Source organism: Dickeya parazeae Ech586, assembly GCF_000025065.1.
Taxonomy (GTDB): Bacteria; Pseudomonadota; Gammaproteobacteria; order Enterobacterales; family Enterobacteriaceae; genus Dickeya; species Dickeya zeae.
The window spans coordinates 1,426,455-1,452,322 of the sequence record NC_013592.1 but is presented as its reverse complement, the minus strand read 5'-3'; the positions used below and the strand labels follow the sequence as shown (position 1 = coordinate 1,452,322).

Sequence of the window (25,868 nt, the reverse complement as noted above, 5' to 3'; positions counted from 1 at the left end):
CCCTACCAGCGACACTGCTGGCGCAGCGGTGTCAACGCGTCACCCAACCCGGTGAGGTCGATACGCACTATCTGGTTTTGTTCGCCGTTGAGCACCAGTTCCTGATGGCCGACCCAACGCTTGAGCGCATCGATAGCGGGCAGACCACGGCCAAACTCCAGCAAGGTGCCGCGATTACGCACGAACCAGTTATCCGGTGCGCTGGCCCCATCCAACTGAGAGGTCACGTTGTCACCTGACCACGGCTGGCTCAGCGTCAGCCGCAGGTGGGTAATGCTGCTGGCGCAACTGATCACCAGCGTGTTGCCATCCGCCAGCGTGCGCGTCAGGGTGATATCGCCATTGGCCGCCTCACGGTTAAGACGAAACGCATTCTCCGCCGTACCGCCATGATTCAGCGCGGACGAAGGGTCGTTTGCTCGCGCGCTCTCGCGTCCCAACGCGTCATAACAGGCCAGACGCACCTGCGGCGATGTCTCATTACGGCACTGTTCCCACAGCGATTGCCAGGCAGGGTCGGGCGAGCCGACTGCCGCCATCAGCAACGGCACCATCGTCAGCATCATCAATTCACCTCCAGTTTCTGGCACTTGTGATCCAGGGTTCGTTTAGGAATATTCAGGCTTTCCGCTACCAGCAGGCGGTTACCCTGAAACTGGCGCAGACGCGCGGCAATCACCGCCGCCTCGTACTGTTGGGTGGCGATACGCAGGTCCTGAATATGGTGGAACGCGTCGCTGTCGGCGGCAGCGCTACTGCATACCCGCTGGTGTAATTCAGGCGGCAACGACTCCAGGCGGATCGGCTCACCTTCCGGCGTATGGGCGCACGCCACTTCCAGCAGGTTGCGGAGTTCGCGCACATTACCGGGGAAGTCATACCCCAGTAGTTGCTTAAGAAAAGTGCGATGCAGCGGCCCCAACGGTTTTTGCTGTTGTTGGGCGAACTGCCCGATAAAGTGCTCGCACAACAGGCTGATGTCGTCCGGGCGATCGCGCAGCGGTGCCACCTGCACCAGACACTGGCACAGCCGGTGATAGAGATCCTGGCGAAACTGCCCTTCAGCGACCCGCTGCTCCAGCGGTTGGTGCGTGGCGGCGATCAGCCGAAAATCGGAGTGACTCTCCTTCCCGGCTCCCAGCGGGCGGAAGCTGTGTGTTTCCAGCACCCGCAACAATTTGGCCTGCATCAACGGCGGCATATCGCCCACTTCATCCAAAAACAGCGTGCCACCGTTGGCCTGCGCCACCAGCCCGATTTTGTTGCTCTGCGCGCCGGAAAACGCCCCTTTCTCATAGCCGAATAGCTCGCTTTCAATCAGGTTTTCCGGAATAGCGGCACAATTGATGGCGATAAACGGCCGCCCGGCGCGATCGGAGCACTGGTGCAACAACCGTGCTACCACCTCTTTGCCCACCCCAGTTTCGCCGTGAATCAACACCGCCAGGCGATGAGCGGCTGCCTGACAAATCTGTTGATGCAGCTGCCGCACCGCGACGGACTGCCCAATCAACGCGTCCGCCACCCGTTTTTCCCGTTCCTGCCGCAGTGCGCCTTCGTCTTTCATCTGGCGTAACGAATCGCGCAGCGCGGTCTGCTCACGCTGGCTGCGCCCCAGATCGCGGATCAACGCCAGCTGGCTGCAAAATATCTGTGCCAGTTGCACGTAGTCATCACGTCGCCCCAGCGCCTGCAACCGCTCCGGCGTATCCAGCAACGCCAGTACCGCCAGTGCACGGCCATCCTCGGCCAGCAACGGCATGGCGTGCAGGCCACAGGCGGTGCCTGCATCAGCCAGTAACTGGCGAAACCCTTCGTGCTCAACACGGGCACCGCCGTACAGCGAGGCCCAACTGCGCACCTGATTCTTAAGCAGCACATAGGCCAGCGGATGGCTGAAATCATCCACACCGAGCGACAACGACAATGGAGTGCGATGCACCCAGCCGTTACAAACCAACTGACGCCCGCTAACGTCCACCATTCCCAGCAACACCCCTTGCGGCTGCCATGCCGAGCGCAGCGTGCCGAGCAGCCAGTCACACAGACCGGCTTCGTCCCGGTGACGGGTTAGCGAGAACGCCAGAGAGAGGGCCGCTTGCATGCTCAGCCCTCCACCTCAGACCGGAACTGGCCGTCTTCCACCCGGAAATGAATACGGCTGACCGGCTGACCGGCTGACAGACGTTGCAGCAACTGCAACGACACCGGCGGCAGCAGCGCACCGTCGATCACCGACTCCAGCATGCGCGCCCCGTTCTCGCTGCGGTTGGCCAGACGCAGAATTTCTTCCGGCACGGCATCGTCGATGACTACCTCGGCACCAAAGCGCTGTTGTAGCAACGTCACCAGACGGGACAGCTTGCCCTGTACGATCTCAACCAGCGTGTCGTGGTCCAGCGGCAGGTATGGGATCACTTCCATACGCGCCAGCAACGCCGGTTTGAAGAACGCCGCCAGTTCCGGGTAGAGCGCATCCAGCAGTTCGCTTTGCCGGTCGGCAAAATTGACAATCGTCTGGAACCCGAGGTTGGAGGTCAGGAAGAACACCACGTTGCGACAGTCGATCAGTCGCCCTTCGCCATCGGCCAGTTCGCCTTTATCAAACGCCTGATAGAACAGGTTGAGGACATCCGGGTGGGCTTTCTCCACTTCATCCAGCAGCACCACCGAATAGGGTTTCTGGCGAATCGCTTCGGTCAGCACCCCGCCTTCGCCAAAGCCGACATACCCCGGCGGCGAGCCGATCAGGCGAGATACCGTGTGTTTCTCCTGGTATTCGGACATGTTGATGGTGGTGAGGTAATGACGACCGCCAAACATCAGATCGGCAATCTGCACCACGGTTTCGGTTTTACCGACCCCACTCGGCCCCACCAGCAAAAAGGCCCCCAGCGGTCGGCCGGGACGGCGCAGGTCGGCACGGGCGGTCAACAGATGTTTGTGCAACTGAGCGATAGCCAGTTGCTGCCCTTTGATGCTCTCGCCAAGGTAATCCGGCAGGCGGGTGACCACATCCAGTTCCCCCTGGGAAATGCGGTTTAGCGGCACACCGGTCCACTCGGCGATCACCGAGGCAATCTGGGTTTTATCCACATGCGGTGACACCAGTACTGACGGCTGTTGTAGTTCAGCCAGCGCCCGCTCGTTATCGGCCAGCTCCGCCGCCGCGGCGGCGGCATCAAAATCCTCCGGCGGCGCATCATTGAGCAGCGCGGTACGCAAGGCAACAATCTGCTGCACCAGCGTTTTTTGGTGTTGCCAGTCGGCTTCCAGTTGCGCCAGTGTCGCCGCATCGGTTTCACGAGCCTCACGCAGCGTGACCAGCCGCTCCTGCGTATCACCCAACCCAATACGGCCCTGCCGTTCCAACTGGGCGATTTCCAGCGCCTGCTGGTGCAGACGGGTCTGCAACTGGCTGACCGCGCGCGGTGGTGTGGTCAGATTGATGGCGACACGCGCACAGGCGGTGTCCAGCACGTCGATAGCTTTATCCGGCAACTGACGCCCGGAGATATAGCGCGCAGACAAATTGGCCGCCGCCTGCAACGCTTCCTCGTCAATCAACACGCCGTGTGACTGTTCGTAAATTCTGCGCAGCCCACGCAGGATCACCGTGGCTTGTTCGACGTTCGGCTCACCCACCTTCACCAGTTGGAAACGGCGCGACAGCGCGGCGTCTTTTTCCACGTATTTTTTGTACTCGCTCCAGGTGGTCGCCGCGATGGTGCGCAACTCCCCCCGAGCCAGCGCCGGTTTCAGCAGGTTGGATACATCCAGCCCCCCGGCCTGATTACCCGCACCAATCAGTGTGTGCGCCTCGTCAATGAACAGCACAATCGGCTTCGGTGCCTCTTTGACTTCCTGCATCACCCCTTTAAAGCGCTTCTCGAATTCGCCTTTCACCGACGCACCGGCCTGCATGGCACCCAGATCCAGCGTCAGCAATTCCACATCCCGCAGCCGTTCCGGCACCAGTCCGGCGACGATACGCAGTGCCAGCCCTTCAATCAGCGCGCTTTTCCCTACCCCCGCCTCACCGACTACAATCGGATTATTTTTACGGCGGCGCGAGAGGATATCGATCATCAGGTCGATTTCGTGATCGCGGCACAACACCGGGTCCAGCTTGCCCTGACGGGCCGACTCGGTGACATTCTGGGTGTAACGGGAGAGCTGGGTGGTCGCCGTCGCAGCCTGCTCCGGTGCGACGCCTGCGGCGGTCACCACCTCGGTTTCCGCCGAGTCTTTCACCCACTCGTCAAACTGCTGGCGCAGCAGCTCACGGTTAATTTGTGCCAGCTGGCGAGTTACCGCGGCCGTCAGATAACGCGTCGGCGTCATCAGCAGCACCAGCAGCAGTACGCCACTGCGCAGGCGGGCGTGTTGAAGCTCAGCCGAAGCCAGCAACCAGCTGTCTTGTAACCACTCCACCAGCAGCGGTGAAAACGACGGGTAGCCTGACTCAAAGCCTTTATCCGCCGCATTGGGTTGCAGCAATGCCGCCAGTTCGTCGGCCTCTACCCCAGCGCGTTTGAGGATCTGGCGCACGTCGCACAACGGTGTTTCCAGCATTTTCAGCAACAGGTGCTCAATGCGGATCTCCGCGCCCTGATGCTGAATACACAGCGCGGCCGCTTCTTCCATCATGTGGCGGCACAGCGGGTTGAGTCGCTCAACCAGGATCGGCAGTTCGATTCGAATCACGAGAATACGCTCCTGTTATTGTAATAATTCGCCCAGTTGACGCAGTACGTCCTGGGTCTGGTTGGTTAGCTGGTAGTGATACAGGCCAAACGCCACCGCCATCACCACGCACAGGCCGAGGAACAAGGCGCGCAGCGAAATCTGTTTACGCAGGTGGTAACGGGAAGATTGCTGTCCCAGATTGAGGTGAAACACCGTCGGCGAGTTTTCCGGCTCTGGTCGCAGGGTGTCATGCAAGCGGCGCACCACCCGGTCCAGCTCTTCTCGCCCTTGCGTCATCACCCGGTAACGGCCCTCAAAGCCAAGGCACAAGCACAGGTAGATAAACTCCAGAATGTCGCGATAACGCACCGGGTCATCCAGCAGTTTTTCCAGCAGCACGAACACCTTCTCGCCACCCCAGGTTTCATTGTGAAAACGGGTCAGCAGCGAATGGGCCGACCACACGCTCTGGCCTCCCCACTCCCGTCCCATCACCGCTTCATCGATAAACGTGCACAGAATGTAGCGAAACGACAGGATCACGCCGTTTTCGTAACCGTGGGAATGCAGTTCCTGCTCGATGGCCTGAATTTCGGACTGCACCCGCTGGTACAGCTCCGCCACGCCATCGTATTCAGACAGCTGGCGCACCCGCTCCACCATGCCCAGCAGCGGGGTCACAGCATCGATCATCGGGTTGATGCTCTGCCCGCGCAGGCGGAACCAGTAATCGGAATCCATATCCAGTTGCCGGGCGTTGTCATACAGCAGGTCGCCTAACTGGTCATTTTTAATGATGTCGGTACTCACAGGTTCCTCCTGTTAACTACTGGCCGCGGATGGCCCACAGTTGCATATCCAGTTCCGGGAACTCGCCAGCGATGTGGAACGCCAGCGTGTTGCTGGTGACCAGCGATTTCCAGGCCGGGCTTTGCCTGTCCAACTGGAAGTAGCTGTAACCGGCGTGGTACGGCAACTGACGCGGTGCCACCGGTAGCGGCAGCAACGGTACGCCAGGCAGTTGCAGACTGATGAGCTCGCGGATTTTGTCGCTGGAGGCGATCTTGGTTTGTTGCAGCAGTTGCTTGCGCAAATGTTCTTGCGGCATACGGGCGCGCACCGCCAGCACAAATTCGGCACTGGCCATCAGTTCGGCATCGCCCACCAGCGCCACCCTGACGCCGTAAGGCTGTGCCTTCATCTGAATCGACACCGCACGTGGCGACAGCACGGTACTCAACGCCTGACGTAGCGCCATCATCAGCGGCTCAAAGCTCGATTGCTGATGCTCATGACGATAAGCGGGAAACTCCGGCGGCAGGCGCGATTCATCGGTAAAGGTCATCAGCTCACCGCACAGTTGCACCAGCGCTTCATGCAGCCGCTCCGGGTGTAACGTGCCGAGGCGCGCCAGATGCGACAGTTGCGGCTGGGCGCGGTTAAGCAGTTGCAGCATCATGAATTCCGCCACATCCGCCACCCCTTGCTGACCGGGCGCGGCGATACGCTGAGCCAGACTGCGGGCGCGTTCTGCCACCAGACCGGCCGATTCCCCCAGAAAGCGTTTCAGGCTCGGAATCGCCGTGACGCTGATGCTGCACGGCATAAAGTTAGGGTCAAGAACCAGCCCACCGTCCGGCCGTTTGTCGAGGATGTTGGCGATCGCCAGCGACGCGTAGGCACTACGGTCATCACGCTCCAGCATCAGCCGCAGACTGACCTTGCCCACTTCCACCGATACCACGTCACCACCTTCGCTGTGCAAGTCACGCACATCATGCCGGTGCGACTGCAACCGGGTGGCAATACCGGCACCGGCCTGCCCGACTTCGCTCACACCGTTCACCGCCAACGGCAGCGCCAGATAGACCTTTTGGTTCGCCAGCGCCACATCGGTAATCTCCAGCGGTTGCGGCAGCGCGTCATCCCCTGGGATATTGAAGACCGTGCCATCCGGCATCACGCCGGTGGCGTTCACCAGCGCGATACGCCCGAAGTTAAGGTATTCTTCGTTAATAGCCAGCGATTGCAGGCCGTAGAAATAATCACTGAGCGCGCTAAGACGGGCGTGCAGCGCGTAGTCGGTGTGTCGTTGCTGTTGCTGGAAATGCTGCGGCTTGATGAACAGCCCTTCCCGCCAAATAATCCGATTTCGGCTCGACATAGTTATTCTTCTTCTTGATCTTTCTTGATTTCGACTTCTTCACGGCGCAGATGCACCAGAAGCTGATAAGTGCGGCCGGTGTTTTTCAGTTTGATAACCTTGCGCCACTCGGCGCTGTCCGGGTCGGCGTATTTGGCAATCACCCCGATGTAATGCACTTTCTCGTCCAGTTTGACCGGCGGCAGGTATTTGAACTGCCCTGGCAGCAGCGTGTAGTCCTGGTGGCTGACGTAGTTTTTAGCCAGCGCTTTTTCGATGTCGCCGGTCACCTGGTCATAGTCGGTCGCCAGCAGGCGGGAGTCTTCCGCCAGCATCACCACCTGAAACTCGATGGGTGCCGCGTCGCCGCTCTCACTGGGGTTAACGTCCGGCTCGGCCAGCAGGCTAAAGCCGACGGTCGAAGGCTGGTTATCATTGCTGCCAATCTGAATGTCCGGATTGGCCGCCACCTTCGCCATTTTGCCGAGCGTGGTACAACCGGGAAGCAGCAGCATCAGGACGCATAACCACCCGGTTCGCAGCATTAAGGCTCGCAGCATTATTTCTGCTCCTGTTGCTGACGAACGGCGCGGTCATACGCCTGTGCATACACCTGATGGAAAAGTTTCTGGAACCCTTGCTGACGCGGTGAGGTCAGTTCGCGGTAATAGTGCTGATACATCTGCCACGCCCAACCGTCATCCAGCGCCTGACGCTCGCCGCTGCGGCGATAATGCTCGAAACGCCCCAGCAGCGCCGCCGGTGAAAACGCCTGTAAAATGCTCTCCAGCGCCACGGCGATCGCCTGCTGGTTAGCCCGGTGATGCGCCTGCATATTACTCAGCACTTCGCTGATAGCCGCCGGGGCGGACAGGTGCACCGGGCTTTTATCGTCGGCGAACAGCAGCGACAGGGTGTCGGTGTAATCCAGCCCCAGACGCAACGGGTTATCTTCGATTGGCCGCAAATGGGTATCCGCCAGCGCTGCCTGATCGGCCTGCAACGTCAGCAAGCCTTCCACCATCGCTTTGAGGCTTTTGCCCATCTCTTCGAGCATCTCGCGCAGTTGTTGCTCATCGCCGGTATTGAGTGATACGCCCAGCCCGCGCAACAGCGGTGCCAGCGTCACCGCATCCACCGATGCGCCAAACGCGGTACCGGTATGCGGATTGTCAATGGTCGGTAATTCCACAAATTTCTGATCCATGGTGTCCTCAACGGCAGAAAAAGAAGAAAGCGAGGTCGGCAGTTCATCACCGCGCTCAGCCTCCGTTGCCAGTAGCGAGCGGCTCTGTTCCTGCTGCAGCGCCCACAACGGGTCATTAAATCGGTCCGCCGCCGTGTCATCGGCGGGCGCACGGCGTTGTTCTTCCCCAAGCCACCCTTCCAGCACATCACCGGGGCGTTGCCCCAGCACCTGATCGATATCCTGCTCGAAAGCGGGATCGTCGAGGTAAACCCCAAGCCGGAATGGGCCAATCACCAGTTCGTCACCCTGCGCCAAACGCACCCGGCGATCACGACCGATGGGCGACAACGCGCCATTGATGAAGGTCTGGCCACTCAAGTCGCAGACGCAGAAATAGCCATCCTGTAATTCGATACGTGCATGCTCCGGCAAAACTGCGCCGAGCCGGTCGCGCAACTGCCATTGATCTTTTTCCGATGCGCCCAGCGTGCCGCCACGGTGGTCAAAGCGGTGTTGCACCTGCGAGTTGATATCCAGTTGTTCGCTGTTGAGCACCACCAGAGTGAGTGGGTTGTTTTCGTTCACAATTACTCCTGCACACAAATCGTCACATACGGGTCGGCGGGCGGCTGCCCGAGAAAGCTGCTCCATCCCAGACGGCTGCTCTGGTCATCGCCCAGTCTTAGCCCTCTGGCCTCCCCTTCGGCGAAACCGAGGCGTAAGTCCCAGGCCAGTTGATCACGCAAAATGAAGGAAACAAAACGCACCAGCGGCTGAAAATGTTCGCCGTTGGGCAGGAAACTGAGAAAACGGCTAAAGCTGAGGTTATCCACCTTGAGCAGGAATTTACCGGCACAGTCGTTTACTTTGTCGCCGATGACAAAATCCCCACCCAGCAGGCTATTCGCGCGCCCAAGGCGGTTTTGCTGGTCTTCAAAAATCGGTACTTTGCGGTGTTGCCAGGCGATGACTTCGACGTCTTCCAGGTCAAAGCAGTGGATCACCAGACCAGCCACCACTTCCGGCGAGCGGCTGGGGCTGGCCAGCAGACCGGCGTAAGACAGCATCTTGGCGCGGTTGACCGGCAGACTGTCGCGCACCGCGTCGTTACCCAGCCCCACCAGCGCGAACATCAGCCGGGAGAAGCCATCCTCGCCATCATTCTGGAAACGCACGTGATAGCGGTACTTACGCCAGGCACGGTGCAATAGCGTCAGCAAGCGGTGATGAAAGAAATCGAGGAACACCCCCAGTTTCTGCTCGCCCTGGGCGTATTCCCACGCCAGCTCTTCAAGGTAGTACCCCGGCATCGGCGACTGGCTGCCGTGCAGCCCGAGGAACGCCACTTCCAGCTCCTGCCTGCCGTCGGTATCTTCCCCTACCCGCAGAACATCACTGGGGTGAAAGCCAATCGAGGCGGTGGAGCGAAAGCGAATGCGCTCCAGTTCTGGCCGGAAGTCGAGCGCCTGCTCCAGATCGACGCCTTCCATCTGGTTGAGTAACTCCACCAGTTGGAAAAAGTTGAAGTGGCGCGCATCCTGGCGAAACATCGCCTGCCCTGCGGTCACATCATCGAGTGCTGACCTATCTGCACCGGCCATCGGTAGCGCTCCTTGTTATCGATGTTGACCACTTCCAGCAGGTGGAAGGCGTTAACGCTGGCATACAACGAGAAGAAATGCGCCAGCACAGTGCTGAACAGATAGAGCTCGCCTTCACTGGCGAACGCCGACTGCCGCACGGAGAGAACTGACTTGAGCCCGCGTACCGGCATCCCCTGTACCAGCCGGTCTACCGGTGTGGTCTCGATCGTTTCTATCCCCGCCAGCCGTTTACGCGATGCCTGCTCGGCCTGCTTGTCATGCAGTGCCGGGAAGTCGTAAGTACGCAGGATCTGCACCAGCGCATCGCGTCGCAGCAGCGACACATAGTTCAATGACAGGTTGGAGATAAGCGTCCAGTGCAGGCTGCCATCGAGTGCCGGGCGCAATGGACGGGTCGGCCGAATCAGGTTACGGAAGGTGGCAAAGGACGGTGAACTGCCGGTCGGCACGCAAATCGCCCCCACAGGCAACTGCGCCGCCCGCGAACGGTTGGTGCAGGTCAGGCTCACCGAAATGGACTCGTCCAGGTCGATGACTTCTTTTTCGTCGCCCCGCACGAACGACAATAAGTGATCGAAACCATCACCATTGACGGCTTCGCGCACCCGAATGCGGTAATACAGCGCCAGTCGACCTTTGGCCCGCTCGATTTGGTGCTGAAAACTCTCGAAAGGTTGGTAAAGCCGTGGGATACCGCGCGCGCGTCCACTGTTACCTTCCACCCACCCCTCCACTTTATCGATGGAGAAAATCTCGAAGCTGTCGGCGTGGCGGTAGCTGGCTTTCAACGGGTAGTCCGTCTGGCGACCATCCAGGTTGATCGGTTCGCTGTCATGGCGGAACAGGTTGATAGCCGGTACACAATTGAGCATGAACGAATCCGGGCGGATTTTCAGTTCCGCCGGCAGCGGCCGGTCAAAGCAGAAATGCAGTTTGAAATCCGTCACCATCAGCGGCTGATCAGGCCAACTGGCACCGGACAACTGAAAGAACAGGAAACTTTCCGGAAAACAGAAATACTCCTGAAGGATACGGTAGCCGGAATACACATTACCGGGATACGGCAGCATCGCGTCTTCACGCTCAAAGCCGACGGTTTTGAGTACACTCGCCTCCTGACGAAAGCGTTTCCCGTCCACTTCCAGCTCAATGTGTGACAGCTGGCTGGCTATCCAGAAATAGAGTTCGTAGGCAGTATAGCGGTCGCCACCCAGGAAGAAGCGCAGTTTATCCAGCTGCAAATCCCCCAGCGCCACCGGCCCGTGCAGACCAATATCCAGCGTGATGGCGGACATGTCGTTGCCGCTTTGCGCGTTGATCTGGCGGATATCCGCCGGGTAGATCCAGGCGTCGTGGCAGGTTTGGAAATGGCAGACCACATCGTCTATTGGCAGGCTGTCCAGCTCGCAGCCACGCGCTACAAACGCCGGTTGCGCGATAGCACCGGGCAGCACCGAAAATTGCATGATGGTCATGCTGGGTACCGGGCGCAAATAGTTCGGCCACAGCATGCCCAGCAGGCCGTGAGTCAGCTCCGGAAATTCATCCTCGATCTTCGCCCGCAGGCTACCCGTCAGAAAGGCGAACCCTTCCAGCAATCGCTCGACATCCGGATCCGTGGTCTGTTCTGACAAAAATCGGGTAAGTTCAGGGTGTGCATTGGCAAATTCACGTCCTTGCAGACGCAAATAAGCGAGTTCATCCCTGAAGAAATGTTCCAGCGACATAATCACATCATTCTGTAATGGCGGTGGCTGTCCATATGAATATTGAAGGAGGTGACCTGTTCCAGTTCTTCCAGCCGCACATGGGCGGTGACCTGAAACGACATCTCCAGCGGATTGGACAGATAGTCCGATGCACTGACGTCCACATGGACAATGCGCGGTTCAAAGCGACAGATACACTGCCGGATCGCCTCACGGATTTTGCCCCGGATATCCGCGCCGCCCTGCGTAGCGTCATTAAAATCAATCACGCCAAGCTCAGGTGCGCTGCGACAACTGCCGGGACGCGTATTCAGCACTTGATCAAGCTGGCGTTTCACCGACGCGATCAAGTCTTCTAATTCCGTTTCGGGGGAGGAGCGACGCTCCTCTCCCCGGATGCGATCAAACAGGCTGGCCGCAGATCCCCGCTCCCAGGCAGAGAGCGACGGCATCAGTCGTTATTCCTTATCCAGACGACCAACCAGGGACAGTTCAAAGTTCGCCCCCATGTACTTGAAGTGTGGACGCACTGCCATGGTCACCTGGTACCAGCCCGGTTCGCCTTCCACGTCCAGCACTTTGATTTGTGCCGCACGCAGCGGACGACGGCTGCGGACATCAGCTGGCGGGTTTTCCTGATCAGCAACGTACTGCTTGATCCAGTTATTCAGCTCGCGCTCCAGATCCTGACGCTCTTTCCAGGAACCGATCTGCTCGCGCTGCAACACTTTGATGTAGTGCGCCAGACGGTTGATGATGAACATGTACGGCAGCTGCGTACCCAGTTTGTAGTTGGTTTCCGCCTCTTTACCTTCTTTGGTATTGGCGAACACCTTGGGTTTCTGCACCGAGTTGGCAGAGAAAAACGCCGCGTTATCGCTGTCTTTGCGCATGGTCAGCGTGATGAAACCTTCTTCGGCCATTTCGTATTCACGACGGTCGGTGATCAACACCTCGGTCGGGATCTTGGCCTGCAACTGGCCCATCGCTTCATACACATGCACCGGCAGATCGGTAATAGCGCCGCCGCTCTGCGGGCCGATAATGTTCGGGCACCAGCGGTACTTGGCGAAGCTATCGGTAATGGCGGTGCCCATCAGATACGCGGTGTTGCCCCACAAATAGTTTTCGTGACTGGCGCTGATGTCTTCCTTGTAGTTAAACCCTTTGATGGGGTTTTCTACCGGGTCATACGGCAAACGGGCCAGGAAACGCGGCGCTGTCAGCCCCAGATAACGGGCATCTTCCGACTCACGCATTGAGCGCCATTTGGTATAGGTCGGGCCTTCAAACACCGACTTCAGGTCTTTGATCGACGGCAGGTCGGTAAAGCTGTCTACACCGAAGAAAGTCGGTGCAACGGAGGAGATAAACGGAGCATGCGCCATCGCACCTACCGCGCTGACATACTGCATCAGCTTGATGTCCGGCGAGCTTTGGGTCAGCGCATAATCGCCAATCACCCCGCCGATCGGCTGGCCACCGAACTGGCCGTAGCCGCTGGAATACACGTGTTTATAGAAACCGGATTGGGTAATTTCCGGTGCAAACTCAAAGTCTTCCAGCAGCTCGTCTTTGGTCGCGTGCAGCAGCAGGATTTTGATGTTTTCACGGAAATCGGTGCGATCAATCAGCAGCTTCAGTGAACGCCAGGAGGATTCCAGTTCCTGTAGCTCCTGAGCATGCAGAATCACGTCGATTTGTTTGCTGAGTTTTTTGTCCAGCTCAACGATCATGCTGTCGACCAGCGCTTTGTTCACCGGCTCGGCTGCGTTGCCGCTATCCAGAATGTTTGCCACCAGTGCGGCAATACCCTGTTTGGCGACGTTATAACCTTCATCCACCGGGGTAATGCGCGCCTGCGCCATGATCTCTTCAAGCAGCGATGATGAACCACCGGCCGCGCTTGTCTGGGCCTGTTCTTCAACCATTGACATGTTTGTTTCCCTTCTCGTCAGTGACAATCAATTATTCGGCGGGTTTCACCAGATCCAGCTCTTTGAGCAGCTGCTCTCTGGCTTCTTCGCTGGACAACAGGTCCTGCAGGCGATTACGGAAAGCGGGAATATTACCCAGCGGCCCTTTCAAGGCGACCAGTGCTTCTCGCAATTCCAGCAATTTGCGCAGTTCCGGCACTTGCTGTGCGATACGATCGGGAGAGAAATCATTCAGCGAAGCAATGCTGAGTTTGACGGGAAGGTCATCCTGGCTGTCTTCTTCCAGACGATTAGGTACGCTGAAATTCAGCTCCAGGTTGGCCTCTTTCATGACCGAAGTGAAATTATTCTTATCGATAGACACCGTCTGACGTTCTTCAATCGGCGTCTCTTCTGTGCGTCCTTTCATATTTCCCACCACCATCAACGTGAGCGGAAGTTCAATTTCCGCCTGCTGACCACCAGTGGCCGGGACATATTTGATATTAATACGTTCCTTTGGTGCGACAGATGCACCGTCAGTTCCTTTTGCCATATGTCAATACCAACGTGAGGGCACCCTGGCCCGAGAAAATAAGGTCGAATCCTACTGAAAACCCGCCAGAATCCATGACAGACCGGGCTGTTCAGCGAACAAATACACTATTTGTTTTTCGACCGACGATATGCACGAAATAGAACCCGCCGCCTCGGCGCATTCACTCACCGCATTCTTAAACCGTATGGAATCACTAAGCCAAATAAAAACGACAGAACTGTATTCAAAATGTGTAGATATATTTCTGCTTCGTTAGCCAATCATACACATAACGCTAACGCGTGGTCAACGCCAATATATTTTTAATATTCTAAAGCTCCAAAATAAATAAAAACACTTAAAAAACAATAAGTTAATAAAAAATATTAGTACCAAAACACGAAATAAACCCACCAAATCACAGGCATAATTCCAGATTACAATTTTCTAAAAAGCGGGTATTTTTGGCCTCTCTAATTCCGTTAGATTTAAAAACAATTACTATGCTAATCAATTTTAAGAATAAGCCTATTTTTAATGTGTGATATTATCGAATCAAAAAAACCGATTATTTTCATGCTATAACACCCTATCAGAGAACATTTCATCACTACTTATGGCATGAAAAACAAATAAAAACCTGATGTGTTTTTCAATTTAAAAACGTGACAAATAGGCTAACCACCGCACAGGACACTTCATCAGTAAAAAATCGGGTAACATTACATAAACTGACAATACTCATGGGGAAGAATGGCTGTTTTATTTTCCGTTATTGCAATTTAAGACAAGCAGAAAATAAATAATCACTTTGTGGAAAAATAGTTTCCATTACCTGCCTTAAATTACTCACATGATGTCATAACCTGTAGCATTGCTTAACAACACAGTCTGTTGTCCACGATAGACCGTTTCCACAAGTGCCCTGAGTCGGCCTATCGCCTGGCCCCACAACTCGTCAGGTCCAACACTCGTCTGATCCAACAACCCATGAAAAAAGCACAAAAAAACGGCCCATTCCAACAAGGGCCGTTAGCAGTGACGGGTATCGTCAGGGATTTCACTGCCGTCAGGCAGAACGACACGGAGTACGTGAGGAGTTCGAGCACTGCCCAGGGCCAAAATGGCCAGTGAAATAGCCCTGGTGGGATAGGTTCTTAGCTAATCGGCAAGCGTTTTTCCACCAACGCCACCCACATCGCAACGCCGTGTGGAATGAGCGCATCATTGAAATCATAGCAGGCATTATGCAACGGGTGAGACGGCGTATCCCCATCAGCACCTAACCAAAAATAGGCACCGGGGCAATGCTCAAGCATGCAGGCAAAATCTTCGGAAGCCATTGATGGCGCAATATCCCAATGCACCTGGTCGACGCCACATGTTATTTCGGCCACCTCCCGCACGGTTTGTGCGACCTGTGCGTTATTGTGGGTAACCGGGTAGCCGGGATAATAGGTGATAGTACCGGTAACACCGAATGTCTCTGGAATTTGCGCCACGAATTGGGCAATGAACGCCTTGACCTGATCACGCACCGAGGCTTGCAAGCAACGCAGCGTACCACGCAGCACGACTTTTTCCGGGATCACATTAATAGCTTCGCCCCCGGCAATCTGCGTGATGCTGATCACCGCAGACGACTGGGGCGACAGACGACGGGAGGGAATGGTTTGTAACGACAGCACCAGTTGAGAAGCCGCCATAATCGGGTCTGCGCCGTTTTCCGGCATCGCCGCGTGGCAGCTTTTTCCCGTCAGGATAATTTCGAACGAATCCAGAGAGGCCATCATCGCCCCGCTACTCAACCCGACATGCCCGACAGGTAGCCCCGGCCAATTATGCAATGCATAAATGTCGTCCATTGGGAAACGCGTAAACAGCCCTTCTTCTACCATACGACGCGCGCCCCCCAGGTTTTCTTCCGCTGGCTGGAATATGACGTGTACCGTACCGCGAAAACGACACGTCTCACCAAGGTGGCAGGCGGCCGCCAACAGCATAGCCGTATGACCGTCATGGCCGCAGGCATGCATCACACCGGGATGTCGGGACTGATAAGGAAGATTGCCCAGCTCGGTGACCGGCAGCGCATCCATATCGGCACGCAACCCAATGACCGGCCCCGGCCCATTCTCCAGCGTTCCTACCACCCCCGTTCCCGCCAGTCCAGTATGAACCTGAAAACCAAACTGGGTCAGTAATTCAGCCACCATCTGGGATGTCTGGTGTTCCTGATACCCCAATTCCGGGCTGGCATGCAGAGTGCGGCGCCATTCAATGGCCCGTGTAATCAGCGCTGGAGCAATGCTCATACGTCTCTCCTTATTCATTCACACCTCAGCCACCTGCTTTGGTGTTTATTTTCCCATCCAGAGCGGCGCTCAGGGAATAATCTACTCTACCCCAGCCCTCCCTACCGGCAAAGATTATCTACCGCGCAATAATGATGTTTTGGGTATAAGGCACGGGCATATTCGCTGTAAGGGAAATATCATGCTGTATGAAGATGGCTGGAGAAGAAGAGCGAAAAATCGGATAGTAAAAATCGATAGTAAAAATCGGATAATGCCAGCGCCAATAGCGCAAACGCCAATTCACGCCAAATGAGAAACCAGGAGAGTATCAATGATCAAGTTCTTAAAGACGCTTTTTGGCGGCAAAGAAACCGGTGCCACTAGCGACACCGTCGCGCTTGCAGACCCCCACCTGACGATTGAACGCGCAAATAACGAGATGCAATTGCGTACACAAGCCGCCGTGGAGATGTGGGGTCTTGATGTGGCCTCATGGGCAGTTGATCTTGATGCCGGGATAATCACCTTCACGAATAACGAAAAGAAGATGGTGATAACTGCCCCCGTGCAAGTCATCGGCACTTACAACACGGAAGATGGCACCTGGTTATGGGGATGGGAGCATCCATCAGTCAGCGACTCACTGGGAGAGTTTGCCAGGGGCGTACGCCGCTTTGGTGAACAATACGGGAAGGCCGAACTCACCACACATAAAATCACAGCCTCGATGGATGAAGCCTGGGAATTTACTGCCCTTGCTTGTTACCTCAATGAGGGCCAGGGGGGTTACCGTGGTTCGTCAGGTTCGACCGATGTATTTATGGTCTATGGTTCTGTAACCATAAACAGAAAGGATTAAGTGCATCCATGGCACTTTTGCGGATATTGAGTGGGCAATGTGTCACTCCGCCAGCCAGGCATGACTATCGGGAAAAGGCTACCAATAACGCGCAGACTGGGCTGGTGACAACGGTGAACTGACGCTGGCAGGCGACTGGCTTAACCAAAGCGGCTTACTCTCCCCGTTCAGCATTGAAGCGCTGCACGGTCGGATCATGATCCAGGCTGAGTCGGGTGCTATGCTGGCGCAATAACACTAACCGATAAATAAAAAAGCCGGAAGGATCTTGAGATCGCGTCCGGTTATTATCTATAAGCTAGGCCAAAAAAATTTATTTTCACTTCCTACTAATTTTTCCACATCGATAGGATTAGGCTTATTTAAAAACATAGTACTCACACCTCTACAAAAAAGAAAAAAATCAGATGATATATGTTTCATCTCATTTAAATCAGTCTCACTTGTAATCGCATAAACCTTTCCACTATTCAGATCTAACAAAATAGAATAAGGATCATTATAGGTTACAAGAAGTAAATTTTCAGGGCGAGCCCCCTTCCCCCACCACTGAGTGAAATCATTCTCACTATTTAACTCAAAAATCTTCCCCAGATAATCACCATCATCACCAAAAATAAAGCTACCAAGGGAGAAGTTACCTAAATCATACTTCAAAACGAAATTCTTAAATTTATCATGTAACTTAACATTTAGCTTCTTTTCTAAATCAATAACATCATCAATAGAACCCCCTCCAGCCTTCATGATCAAGTCATCCATTTCCCCACCAAACGGAGAAAACTTCTCATATAATTTAGATTCTATTTCTGATAAATCTAGTAGCATAAAAACCTCATTATTTCGTATGCCAAATACCACCACTTCCTACATGCGTTTTCCCTGGAACAGGTATCGCGTAACGCCCCTGTTCAACATGATGGTGGATTAATGTATCACCACCCGTTCAGGTCATTATTCGGGCTGAACCGGGGCGATGCTAGCGTAATCGCGCTGACAGTTAAATAGAAAAAAGCCGGAAAGATCGCTGGATCACTTCCGGCTTTTTTCCACCATCAAAGTCGTTCTTTTATTATATTTACATCACCACCAACATTTAACATAATAGCATTATAAAAATCAGTAAAAGTGTCGGAAATTTTATAAAAATTCCCTTTTTCATTTACCTCCTGATAATCAAAGCCATCATCAGAATGTATATGCGCCCTATCCCAATAATAAACAGCACTATCACTTGAATTACAATTCATCAAGAATGGATTACCACCGGGGTCAGCACCAATAACAAGTGGATTATCAAAAACCATAACTTCATCCCTAATGTCATTAGCCCTGAGCAAATCAAACCCAGGATTTATTGCATTAATCCCATACACTTCTTGGAAATCTATATCACCGTTATCTACTTTTGAAAAAGGTATCGTGCAATAAGATCCTGCATCGATAAACATGCCATTATACTTCGTCAAAAAATCAACATAATCATGAGGAAAATTAACTCCATAACTCGTGGGAGTCAATGCTCAGTGTCATCTGATAGCCGCCATAAACCTTCACATTGAACGAAGAGTAATGCTGCCTTAATAATACAGATAGTCAAATAGGAGCAAGCTGGAAGGATCTTTAGATCACCTCTAGCTTTTTTATATTTCCCCCAATGCTTTTTGGATTTTATTTTTTAACTCTTTCAGGTCACGTGCCGATTCAGAATATATTGGATTTTCCCAATCATAGTCTTTAATTAAAACCACGTAGAACTTTCCATTAATTTCAAAAGAAGGTCGCCACCCAACATCTAATATATATCCTTTCGGGAATTCAACTTGAAGCATATCCTCTTTTAAATCATCGATATAAACCCTTAGCGGCTCTCCGTCCTTAATAGGAAAATCATCAAATGTCACATTGCCACCTTTAATTGAAAAATCTATATCAATCATTTGATTAGCCTTTGATATTCTCTCTGTGAAATCGGATGTCCATGAATCGTCCCGCCACTTTATTCAACTCTTATCCACTGACTCGGTTTACCTTCGCTTGCACCAATAACCTCTCCCATATCCTGAACCTTCCATGATTTCCCATTTGTTACAGGTTGGCCATTTTTATAGATCGTTGGATCGCTTCCGGCTTTTTTCTAGTAGAGATCAGTTATATTTTTCACACTCGTTTTGTAGATCTTCCAATAACTTATCTGCACTTACAATTGGTGTATCAGTTGTTGATGGAACCATAAAAATACCAATATTTAGACCATCATCAGACAGATTTGACAAAAGTTCATCAATAATATAATCCAGCTCGATTTCTTTCGCCTTATAATTAGACCAAACGTCTACTGCACAAGCCTCCGCATACTCCTTGGCAGGCCAAAACACGATAAAGTCATTACCAGCATCATCACTACTTAAAGCAAAACCATCGTTATCAAGCACCCATGTAAACTCATTATCGGCAACCCGCTTGATGAAATAGATATATCTATCCTCATTACCTTTTATTGACATTAATTCTATTTCTTTAGCCGATAGACTCATTGCTCCCTCCCTTGCGTCCAGCCGTACCAGTTGCCTCAGGTTTACTCCCTCCATAAAACCGTAAAGCTAGCAGAAAAACCAAGAATTTCTTCTTCAATTATAGATATTTAGAAAAAATCAATCATTAATGAATACATTAAACTTATCATTCTTCGATACATAATTCAAAAAATCAACACCAATATCACTATCATTTAAAGAAATGCAGCCAAAACCGGTTTCTTCATGTGGATATATAACCACTCCGAGTTCTAAATTAATCATAAAAAACACCTGCCCGAGTACACCTCCATGAGCCATCATTATTCTGCAAACATTCATAAAATTCTCCGCATCAAAATGTATACTGACATCAGATGCAACCAAAGGGATATCACCACATAGATAACGTTCAAAGTTATCAGATAAAATCTTTAAATAACCTTTTGATTTTAGATCCTCATATATACTCTTATACTTATTAATCACATTCTCATCAGACTCCCTGTCATCATCGAAAGATAATGCCGACAATGCAAAAAAGCCGTTCCAGTGTGGAGAGAAAAAGTTATGAGCAAGACGTATAGCATCATCAACGAGATAAAATGAAAAGGACTCTTTTCTTTCAAAAAAACCTTTCCACCCCACAGATGAACTGAAAGAATCGAAATTTATTCTCCCAAAATAAAATTCACTACTCATCAATTTTAATGATTTTTCCATCGTTCATTCCTACTGTGATCTTCTTACCAGGTTTTGTGGCACATATCCCTATAGTTGCTTTTCACTCGCCAAGTTTATTTCTATTAGAATCCAGGCGAACTCGCACTGCCCTGACCGGTGACTCACTGGCACAGCCCGGTTTTAATAGCAGGGCGTTTCCGTATCAGCCTGTACCGCAATGGCTGATACTACCCCGGCAGGAATATTATTCCTGCCGGGGCGATACTAGCGTAATCACGCTGGCAGCTAAATAGAAAAAAGCCAGAAGGATCGTTGGATCACTTCCGGCTTTTTAGCTTAATCACTTATAATAATTAGTCCCATCGATCATCAATATATGGCGTAATGCTTTCTATGGTTAAAAATCTCGATCGACAATAAAAGTCAAGATCACTATTTTTTATCGTTATCTCAGAATAGCCATTTGAAGAGTTTATTAGCGGAGAACAAAAAAAACCGACCCTCGAACCAACAATATTTAATTGAGTTACATCACCAAAAACGACTACTACACTAAGAGCATTAAATCCCTCCCCCCTCCATTTCACAGGGTATTTTCTGGGAATTTCATTACAAAAAAAGTGGAGTTTTAAGTCTGAAAACCGTTCCAGTGAAAAACTATTAACTTCAATACGTTGAATACTTAGTTCATTATCGAACATGAATTTTATTTTTTCTTTACCTATAGCATGTTCAAACCACATAATTAGTATCCTCTAAGAAAATTGTAATGCCCATGCGTTCCAGGAACACTACCTGTATTCAAGTTATCAGAAGGTCTAACATTGAAATGCGGATCTGCCCCGTGTAAAGGCGTAGCTTTTGTATGACCCAAACTATGTTCCTGTATAAATATTTTTTCGCCTTTATTATTAACAAATTCATATTGTCTAGTTTTAATTGGTTGTCCACTACCATTTAATATTTTCTTACCTTCACCATCAAGAAGATCTGGCCGGGTTACACTACGGGGTTGTTGACTCATTGGTATTCCAGCATCCCGTTTAGCTTGCCTAAATGCATCACGACGACTTTCACCTTCATATGTGGTTTTTTTGTTTTTCTCACCGGGACACCCACTCAACCCAAACGGGTCAATCCACTCTAATGGATTATGAACGTAGGCTTGAGACCGGATACCACCCTGTAAACCTATCGGGTCCGCCGAGATATACTGCCCCAGTGTCGGGTCGTAGTACCGATGCCGGTTATAATACAGCCCCGTTTCCGCGTCGTACACCTGCCCCTGATAACGCAGCTCGCAGTACACCTCCTCGTTCGCCGCATCGCCCAGCCAGCGTCGTAACGGGATCGGGATTTTCTCTTCCCGGTGCGCACCCCACAGCCCCTGCTCGCCCCGCCAGTGTACCTCGCCCGTCTCGCTGCACAGCTCCCGCGCCGTTCCCGTCAGGTCCGTCACGATGTAGTGCAGTTGCGTGCGCTCGCCCTTCTCCTCTACCTGTGCCAGCGGCCGGAAACTCCCCGGCTCGTACACCCACTGCACCGCCCGCGCCACACTCCCGTCAGCACGGTACTGCGTCTGGCCCGACAGCTGGTCGCCGTCCCACCGGTACGCCACCCGCGCTACCGCCTGCGCCGACGGCTCCTGACCCTCGCGCACCTTGCTGATTCGACGTCCAAACGCGTCGTAACGGTACCGCCACCGCGCCCCGTCCGGCAGCCTCACCCGCACCAGCCGGTCCTGCGCGTCCCACTCGAACTGCGTTTCCCGTGGCCGGAAACCGGCGCGGCTTTCCCGTTTGTTCACCAGCCGACCGCAGGCGTCGTACTGATACCGGCTGTCGCCACGCATCACCACCCGCCCTGCCGCATCATACCCCGAAGAGGCCTGCACCACCGCATTGGCCGTCGACAGCCTGCCTGCCCCGTCCGGCACTATCGCCGATACCTCGCACAGGTTCTGCTCGCTGTCGTAACCAAACAGCCGCGCCTGTTGCTGCCGACCCTGCTCGCGCCGCTCCGCCACCACCTGACCCGTACCGTTCAGCCGCAACGCCTGCTCGCCCCAGTGGCTGTCGCTGATGCCCGTCAGACGGTCCAGCTCGTCGTACTGGTAACGCCGCTCCAGCACCCCGCTCACACCCTCCAGCGCCTGACGCGACAACAGCCCGGTGGCACTCCACTCGTGCCGCAGCGCGAAGCCCGCCCCGTTGCTGCGCTGCCGCTCTTCTCCCGACGCCGTGTGGCTGAACGTCAGCGGCTGGTGCGAACCGATGCCCAGCGTCGTCAGCCGACCACCCTGCCACCCCAGGCTCAGCGACGCCAGCAGCCCCGACACCGCACTGCGTTGCCCCGCCGCGTCATACCCCGACGCCACCGCCTCGCCGTTGACCGTTTCACTCACCACCTGTCCGGCACGGTTGTACGCATACTCCACCACCGCGTCCGGGCTCGCCGCCTTCAGCAGCCGACCCGACAGGTCATACGCAAAGGTCGTCGTGCCTTCGCTGGCCCCATCGGCCCGCACCGCCTCAATCGCGCTCAGCCGACCACCCGCGTCATACCCGTACACCAGTCGGCTGCCGTCCGGTGCCTGTCGGCTCACCAGTTGCCCGGCCACGTCATAGTCATAGCGGTACACCCGGCCGTCGTAATGCCGCTCCTCGCTGAGCCGACCCGCCGTGTCAAACCGGTACTGCCACGTCTGACCCTGGCTGTTGGTCACCCCGGCGAATTCTGACTCCGCATTATAATGATAGCGGACGCTCGCCCCCAGCGGGTCCGTCGCCTCCAGCAGGTTGTCGAACGCGCCGTAGCGGAACTGGTAACGCTGGCCCAGCGCATCCGTCACCGACGTCAGGTTCCCTTCCCCGTCGTAACCAAACCGGGTTTCGCTGCCGTCTTCGTAAATCACCTTCTCCGGTGTCTCACGACCGCCTTCGTACACCCAACGCCGCACCTGCACGCCCTGCTCATGCGCAATGTGCCGCTCCGTCAGCCGGTCATGGCCGTCGTAGAAAAAGGTCACCGGCGAGGTGCCTTCCGCCTCCAGACGCTCCAGCAGCCCGCGACGGTTGTAGTGATAACGCTGCACCCGGCCGTCCGGCCCGGTCACGCCAGATAACAGCCCCTGCGATGAATAGCGGTGCTGCCACGTCCGCCCTTCCGGGTCGCTCGCTGTTTCCACCCGCCCTGCCGCATCGCGGGTATAACGCCAGGTGCTGCCCATCGGGTCGGTATAGGCCAGCAACTGGCCATCATCATCGTAGTCATAGCGATGCGTGGCCCCGTCCGGCAGGGTCACCGCCGTCACCTGTCCCCAGTCGTTGCGCTGATATTCGGTGCGCCCGCCCAGCGGGTCACTCTCCGCCACCAGCTGGTTATCCACCCACTCGAAACGGTATTCCCCGCCGTCCGGCTCCCGGCGCAGCAGAATGTTGTTGCGCGCATCGCGGACATAGGTGGTGACGCCACCAAACCCGCTGTGGTAATGGCTGGTGAAGGCGTCATCGTCATAACGAAACTCGCCCGGCCAGAACCCGCCCGCCGTGCGGTCACGCCGCGAGCGCCCCTCGGCGTCGTACTCGTGCTCAACCCAGGTGTGCGCCAAATCTGACCAGCGCAGCAGCCAACCCTGCGGCGAGTACTGATAGTCGAAATTGCGCCCTTCCCCCGCTCGCACGTTCAGCAAATAGCCTTGCGCATCATACTGATAACTGACCAGTGTTTTCAGCGGCTGGCGGTGCTCGTCGCACAGCGTCAGCCTGGTTATCCGCCGCCGTTGTGTTTCCACGTGGATCAGACGCCCATCCGGCAGGCTAACCCAGCACAGTTCGGAACGATCCCACAACAAGGTGATGCGATTGCCCGACCGGTCTTCGATCGCAGTCAGGCACAGGTGCAGCCCCAACGCGTGCTCAAAGCGGTAACGCAGCCCGTCTACGTGCTGTAACACCAGTTGCCCTTGCTGGCGGCTCAGCCGCCATGACGGGTTGGACGCCGCCCGGCTCTGCTCCCCCTCTTCAGGCAGCACAAATACCGCCTGGTTGAATTCACCGTCGGTCAGCGTGGCGACACCACTTTCCAGCGTCAGGCTCATGTCCCAGTTGCTGCGCCACAATGCCCCCAGCAGGCCCGGCTTGCGCTCGCCGCCAGAGCGGTAATAGCGCTTCATCACCAGCGGCAACAGGCCACCGAGTGTGAAATCGGTGCGCCAATCCACCACATAGCCGGTCGCCATATCCACCGGCTCGCCCTCACTCTGGCAGTGTTTGCTGTTGGCGCTGCACGCCTTGTCGTCCTCCCCGGCTTTTTTCTTCTGTGAGGTGTTATCCGGATGCTCGCCCTTATTACTCCCGGCGTTGATGTCTTCCATCCCTTCCGATGACTGACGCGTTTTTTTCTTACTGGCGGCTTCTTTCGGTTTCGCTGCCGGAGTCGCTTTACTCTCACCCTGTGCCGAAGGTTTAGCAGGCTGGCTTTCTGCGTGCGTGGGGGCTTTAGGCACAGCGGTGGCTTTAGCGATGCTGCCTTTCGGCCGGGGGGTGCCGGTCACACGGGTGACAACTTTGCCGATAAATTCATCGAATTTGGCTTCAATGTACGCCAGCGCGTTGTCGTATTTGGCGATCAGCTTTTCCAGCGCGGTGATCATGGCGCTGAAGCTGTCTTTCATCAGCGATACGATCCAGTTGTTCTTCAACGTTGATTCGGCCAGCACTTGTTTGAGCGCCGCATGAATTTTCAGCAACAGCGCTTTGGCCTGTGCGCCGTAATGTCGCAGTTCAGAACGCAGTTTGGTCAACCCTTTGACCAGGTTGCCGTCAGACAGGCTGCGGATAGTTTTGATGGCAAATTGCAGTTCTTTGGGGGTGGATTTTTTGAGCGCGCGGATAATCGCCCGTCCGCTGACCTTCAACGCATCGCCCAGCCCCGGGATCACGCCGATAGCACAGAGCGCGCCTTCGGCGAGATGCAGCGGGTCTTCCAGCTTTGCCGGTTCTTTATACGACTGCCAGCTCCACTCACCAATCGCGTACACATCCATGGCCTGCCCGACTACGGGAATAAATCCCAGCGCGATTTCGCAAAATAGCATCAGCGCCGCATTATCCTCCCCGCCTTTGTCAGCCACTTCTGCCGCCAGACTGTGGTGGATTTTATTGACCGCCCGTTTAAGCTCGCGACTACCGCGATTGACCCGTTTATCCAGCTCCCAGAAGCGGTCATAGGATTGGCGGTACTCTTTGGGAATGGAGGTAAACAGCCCGGCACCGTCCACATCCACATGGCGATCGCTACTGTCGTCAGCGTCATAGCTCACCAGACCTTGCTTACGCAGCAACAAAAACAGCGTGAAATACTCACCCGCCAGCGTGGCATACGCCGGGTTAGACTGTAATACCGGGTTGTTTTCGACGGTTTCACGGGGGGTAAAGTCGTCCGAGCCTTCATCCAGCATCAGCGTGAAGGTGTCACACCCCATGTCGTAGATTTTGCACAGCCCGTTGGCATCGGTTTTACCGTGAATTTCAGTCTGATTGCTGTCAATCAACACAAACGGTGCGTTTGGCACCGGTTTTCCCGAGTCATAGTGGTAATGAATCAGCACTTCGCAGCCGCATTTGGCGCACCCACCCGAGATTTTGTTATCGGTGGAAAAATTCTGACTGGCGGCTTCTTCGCTCGACATCAGCGTTGCTTTTTTATTCTCGCTCATGAAAA

22 protein-coding genes are annotated in these 25,868 nt (G+C 54.4%); 1 reads left to right on the top strand and 21 read right to left on the bottom strand.

Annotated elements, in window-relative coordinates; translation table 11 throughout:
• Positions 1-2: 2 nt before the first annotated feature.
• From vasI to DD586_RS06450, 13 genes are all read right to left on the bottom strand, one after another.
• On the bottom strand, positions 3-566 hold the full coding sequence (gene vasI / locus DD586_RS06510; RefSeq protein WP_012884017.1) for a type VI secretion system-associated protein VasI: 564 nt from the start codon (positions 564-566) through the stop codon (positions 3-5).
• Entirely contained in the window at positions 566-2,104 is a 1,539-nt protein-coding gene (locus DD586_RS06505) for a sigma-54 interaction domain-containing protein (protein WP_012884016.1), read from the bottom strand. Before DD586_RS06505 ends, vasI begins: the two co-directional genes overlap by 1 nt.
• A gap of 2 nt (positions 2,105-2,106) precedes the next feature.
• Positions 2,107-4,707 carry a type VI secretion system ATPase TssH gene (gene tssH, locus DD586_RS06500; protein WP_012884015.1) on the bottom strand — a complete coding sequence of 867 codons (2,601 nt, stop codon included), beginning with the start codon at positions 4,705-4,707 and terminating at the stop codon, positions 2,107-2,109.
• 15 nt (positions 4,708-4,722) lie between these two features.
• Positions 4,723-5,499, bottom strand: coding sequence for a type IVB secretion system protein IcmH/DotU (icmH, locus tag DD586_RS06495; RefSeq protein ID WP_012884014.1), 777 nt, complete (start codon positions 5,497-5,499; stop codon positions 4,723-4,725).
• Between the two features lie 16 nt (positions 5,500-5,515).
• Positions 5,516-6,853 carry a type VI secretion system baseplate subunit TssK gene (tssK, locus tag DD586_RS06490; RefSeq protein ID WP_012884013.1) on the bottom strand — a complete coding sequence of 446 codons (1,338 nt, stop codon included), beginning with the start codon at positions 6,851-6,853 and terminating at the stop codon, positions 5,516-5,518.
• A gap of 2 nt (positions 6,854-6,855) precedes the next feature.
• Positions 6,856-7,392 (bottom strand): type VI secretion system lipoprotein TssJ, encoded by a 537-nt coding sequence (gene tssJ / locus DD586_RS06485; RefSeq protein ID WP_012884012.1) that lies wholly within the window; start codon positions 7,390-7,392, stop codon positions 6,856-6,858.
• A complete protein-coding gene (gene tagH, locus DD586_RS06480; RefSeq protein WP_012884011.1) occupies positions 7,392-8,606 on the bottom strand; it encodes a type VI secretion system-associated FHA domain protein TagH in 1,215 nt (404 codons plus the stop codon). The genes tssJ and tagH overlap by 1 nt, the downstream gene beginning before the upstream one ends.
• A 2-nt stretch (positions 8,607-8,608) precedes the next feature.
• Positions 8,609-9,622 (bottom strand): type VI secretion system baseplate subunit TssG, encoded by a 1,014-nt coding sequence (tssG, locus tag DD586_RS06475; protein WP_012884010.1) that lies wholly within the window; start codon positions 9,620-9,622, stop codon positions 8,609-8,611.
• Positions 9,586-11,352, bottom strand: coding sequence for a type VI secretion system baseplate subunit TssF (gene tssF / locus DD586_RS06470; protein WP_012884009.1), 1,767 nt, complete (start codon positions 11,350-11,352; stop codon positions 9,586-9,588). Before tssF ends, tssG begins: the two co-directional genes overlap by 37 nt.
• A gap of 2 nt (positions 11,353-11,354) precedes the next feature.
• The gene (tssE, locus tag DD586_RS06465) at positions 11,355-11,786 is read right to left on the bottom strand and encodes a type VI secretion system baseplate subunit TssE (RefSeq protein ID WP_012770484.1); all 432 of its coding nucleotides are present in this window, start codon (positions 11,784-11,786) and stop codon (positions 11,355-11,357) included.
• A gap of 6 nt (positions 11,787-11,792) precedes the next feature.
• Positions 11,793-13,271, bottom strand: coding sequence for a type VI secretion system contractile sheath large subunit (tssC, locus tag DD586_RS06460; RefSeq protein WP_012884008.1), 1,479 nt, complete (start codon positions 13,269-13,271; stop codon positions 11,793-11,795).
• Between the two features lie 31 nt (positions 13,272-13,302).
• Positions 13,303-13,806, bottom strand: a complete 504-nt coding sequence (tssB, locus tag DD586_RS06455) for a type VI secretion system contractile sheath small subunit (protein WP_012770486.1) — start codon at positions 13,804-13,806, stop codon at positions 13,303-13,305.
• 1,139 nt (positions 13,807-14,945) lie between these two features.
• The gene (locus DD586_RS06450; protein ID WP_012884007.1) at positions 14,946-16,103 is read right to left on the bottom strand and encodes a M20 aminoacylase family protein; all 1,158 of its coding nucleotides are present in this window, start codon (positions 16,101-16,103) and stop codon (positions 14,946-14,948) included.
• A 313-nt stretch (positions 16,104-16,416) separates the two neighbouring features.
• Here DD586_RS06450 and DD586_RS06445 point away from each other — a divergent pair, with 313 nt between their 5' ends.
• Entirely contained in the window at positions 16,417-16,944 is a 528-nt protein-coding gene (locus DD586_RS06445; protein ID WP_012884006.1) for a DUF6882 domain-containing protein, read from the top strand.
• Positions 16,945-17,235: 291 nt separating this feature from the next.
• On the opposite strand, the gene DD586_RS06440 is transcribed toward DD586_RS06445, so the two are convergent.
• From DD586_RS06440 to DD586_RS06410, 8 genes are all read right to left on the bottom strand, one after another.
• A complete protein-coding gene (locus DD586_RS06440) occupies positions 17,236-17,772 on the bottom strand; it encodes an SMI1/KNR4 family protein (protein WP_012884005.1) in 537 nt (178 codons plus the stop codon).
• Between the two features lie 10 nt (positions 17,773-17,782).
• The gene (locus DD586_RS22115; RefSeq protein WP_228669775.1) at positions 17,783-17,872 is read right to left on the bottom strand and encodes a hypothetical protein; all 90 of its coding nucleotides are present in this window, start codon (positions 17,870-17,872) and stop codon (positions 17,783-17,785) included.
• Between the two features lie 127 nt (positions 17,873-17,999).
• Entirely contained in the window at positions 18,000-18,464 is a 465-nt protein-coding gene (locus DD586_RS06435) for an SMI1/KNR4 family protein (RefSeq protein WP_012884004.1), read from the bottom strand.
• A 123-nt stretch (positions 18,465-18,587) separates the two neighbouring features.
• Entirely contained in the window at positions 18,588-18,884 is a 297-nt protein-coding gene (locus DD586_RS06430) for a hypothetical protein (protein WP_012884003.1), read from the bottom strand.
• Between the two features lie 207 nt (positions 18,885-19,091).
• On the bottom strand, positions 19,092-19,481 hold the full coding sequence (locus tag DD586_RS06425) for a DUF2750 domain-containing protein (RefSeq protein WP_012884002.1): 390 nt from the start codon (positions 19,479-19,481) through the stop codon (positions 19,092-19,094).
• A gap of 117 nt (positions 19,482-19,598) precedes the next feature.
• Complete coding sequence (locus tag DD586_RS06420) at positions 19,599-20,183, bottom strand: hypothetical protein (RefSeq protein ID WP_012884001.1); 585 nt, start codon at positions 20,181-20,183, stop codon at positions 19,599-19,601.
• Positions 20,184-20,497: 314 nt separating this feature from the next.
• Positions 20,498-20,887: an Imm50 family immunity protein gene (locus DD586_RS06415; RefSeq protein WP_012884000.1), complete on the bottom strand. Its 390-nt coding sequence runs from the start codon at positions 20,885-20,887 to the stop codon at positions 20,498-20,500.
• A 2-nt stretch (positions 20,888-20,889) separates the two neighbouring features.
• Entirely contained in the window at positions 20,890-25,863 is a 4,974-nt protein-coding gene (locus DD586_RS06410; protein ID WP_012883999.1) for an HNH/endonuclease VII fold putative polymorphic toxin, read from the bottom strand.
• Positions 25,864-25,868: the final 5 nt, after the last annotated feature.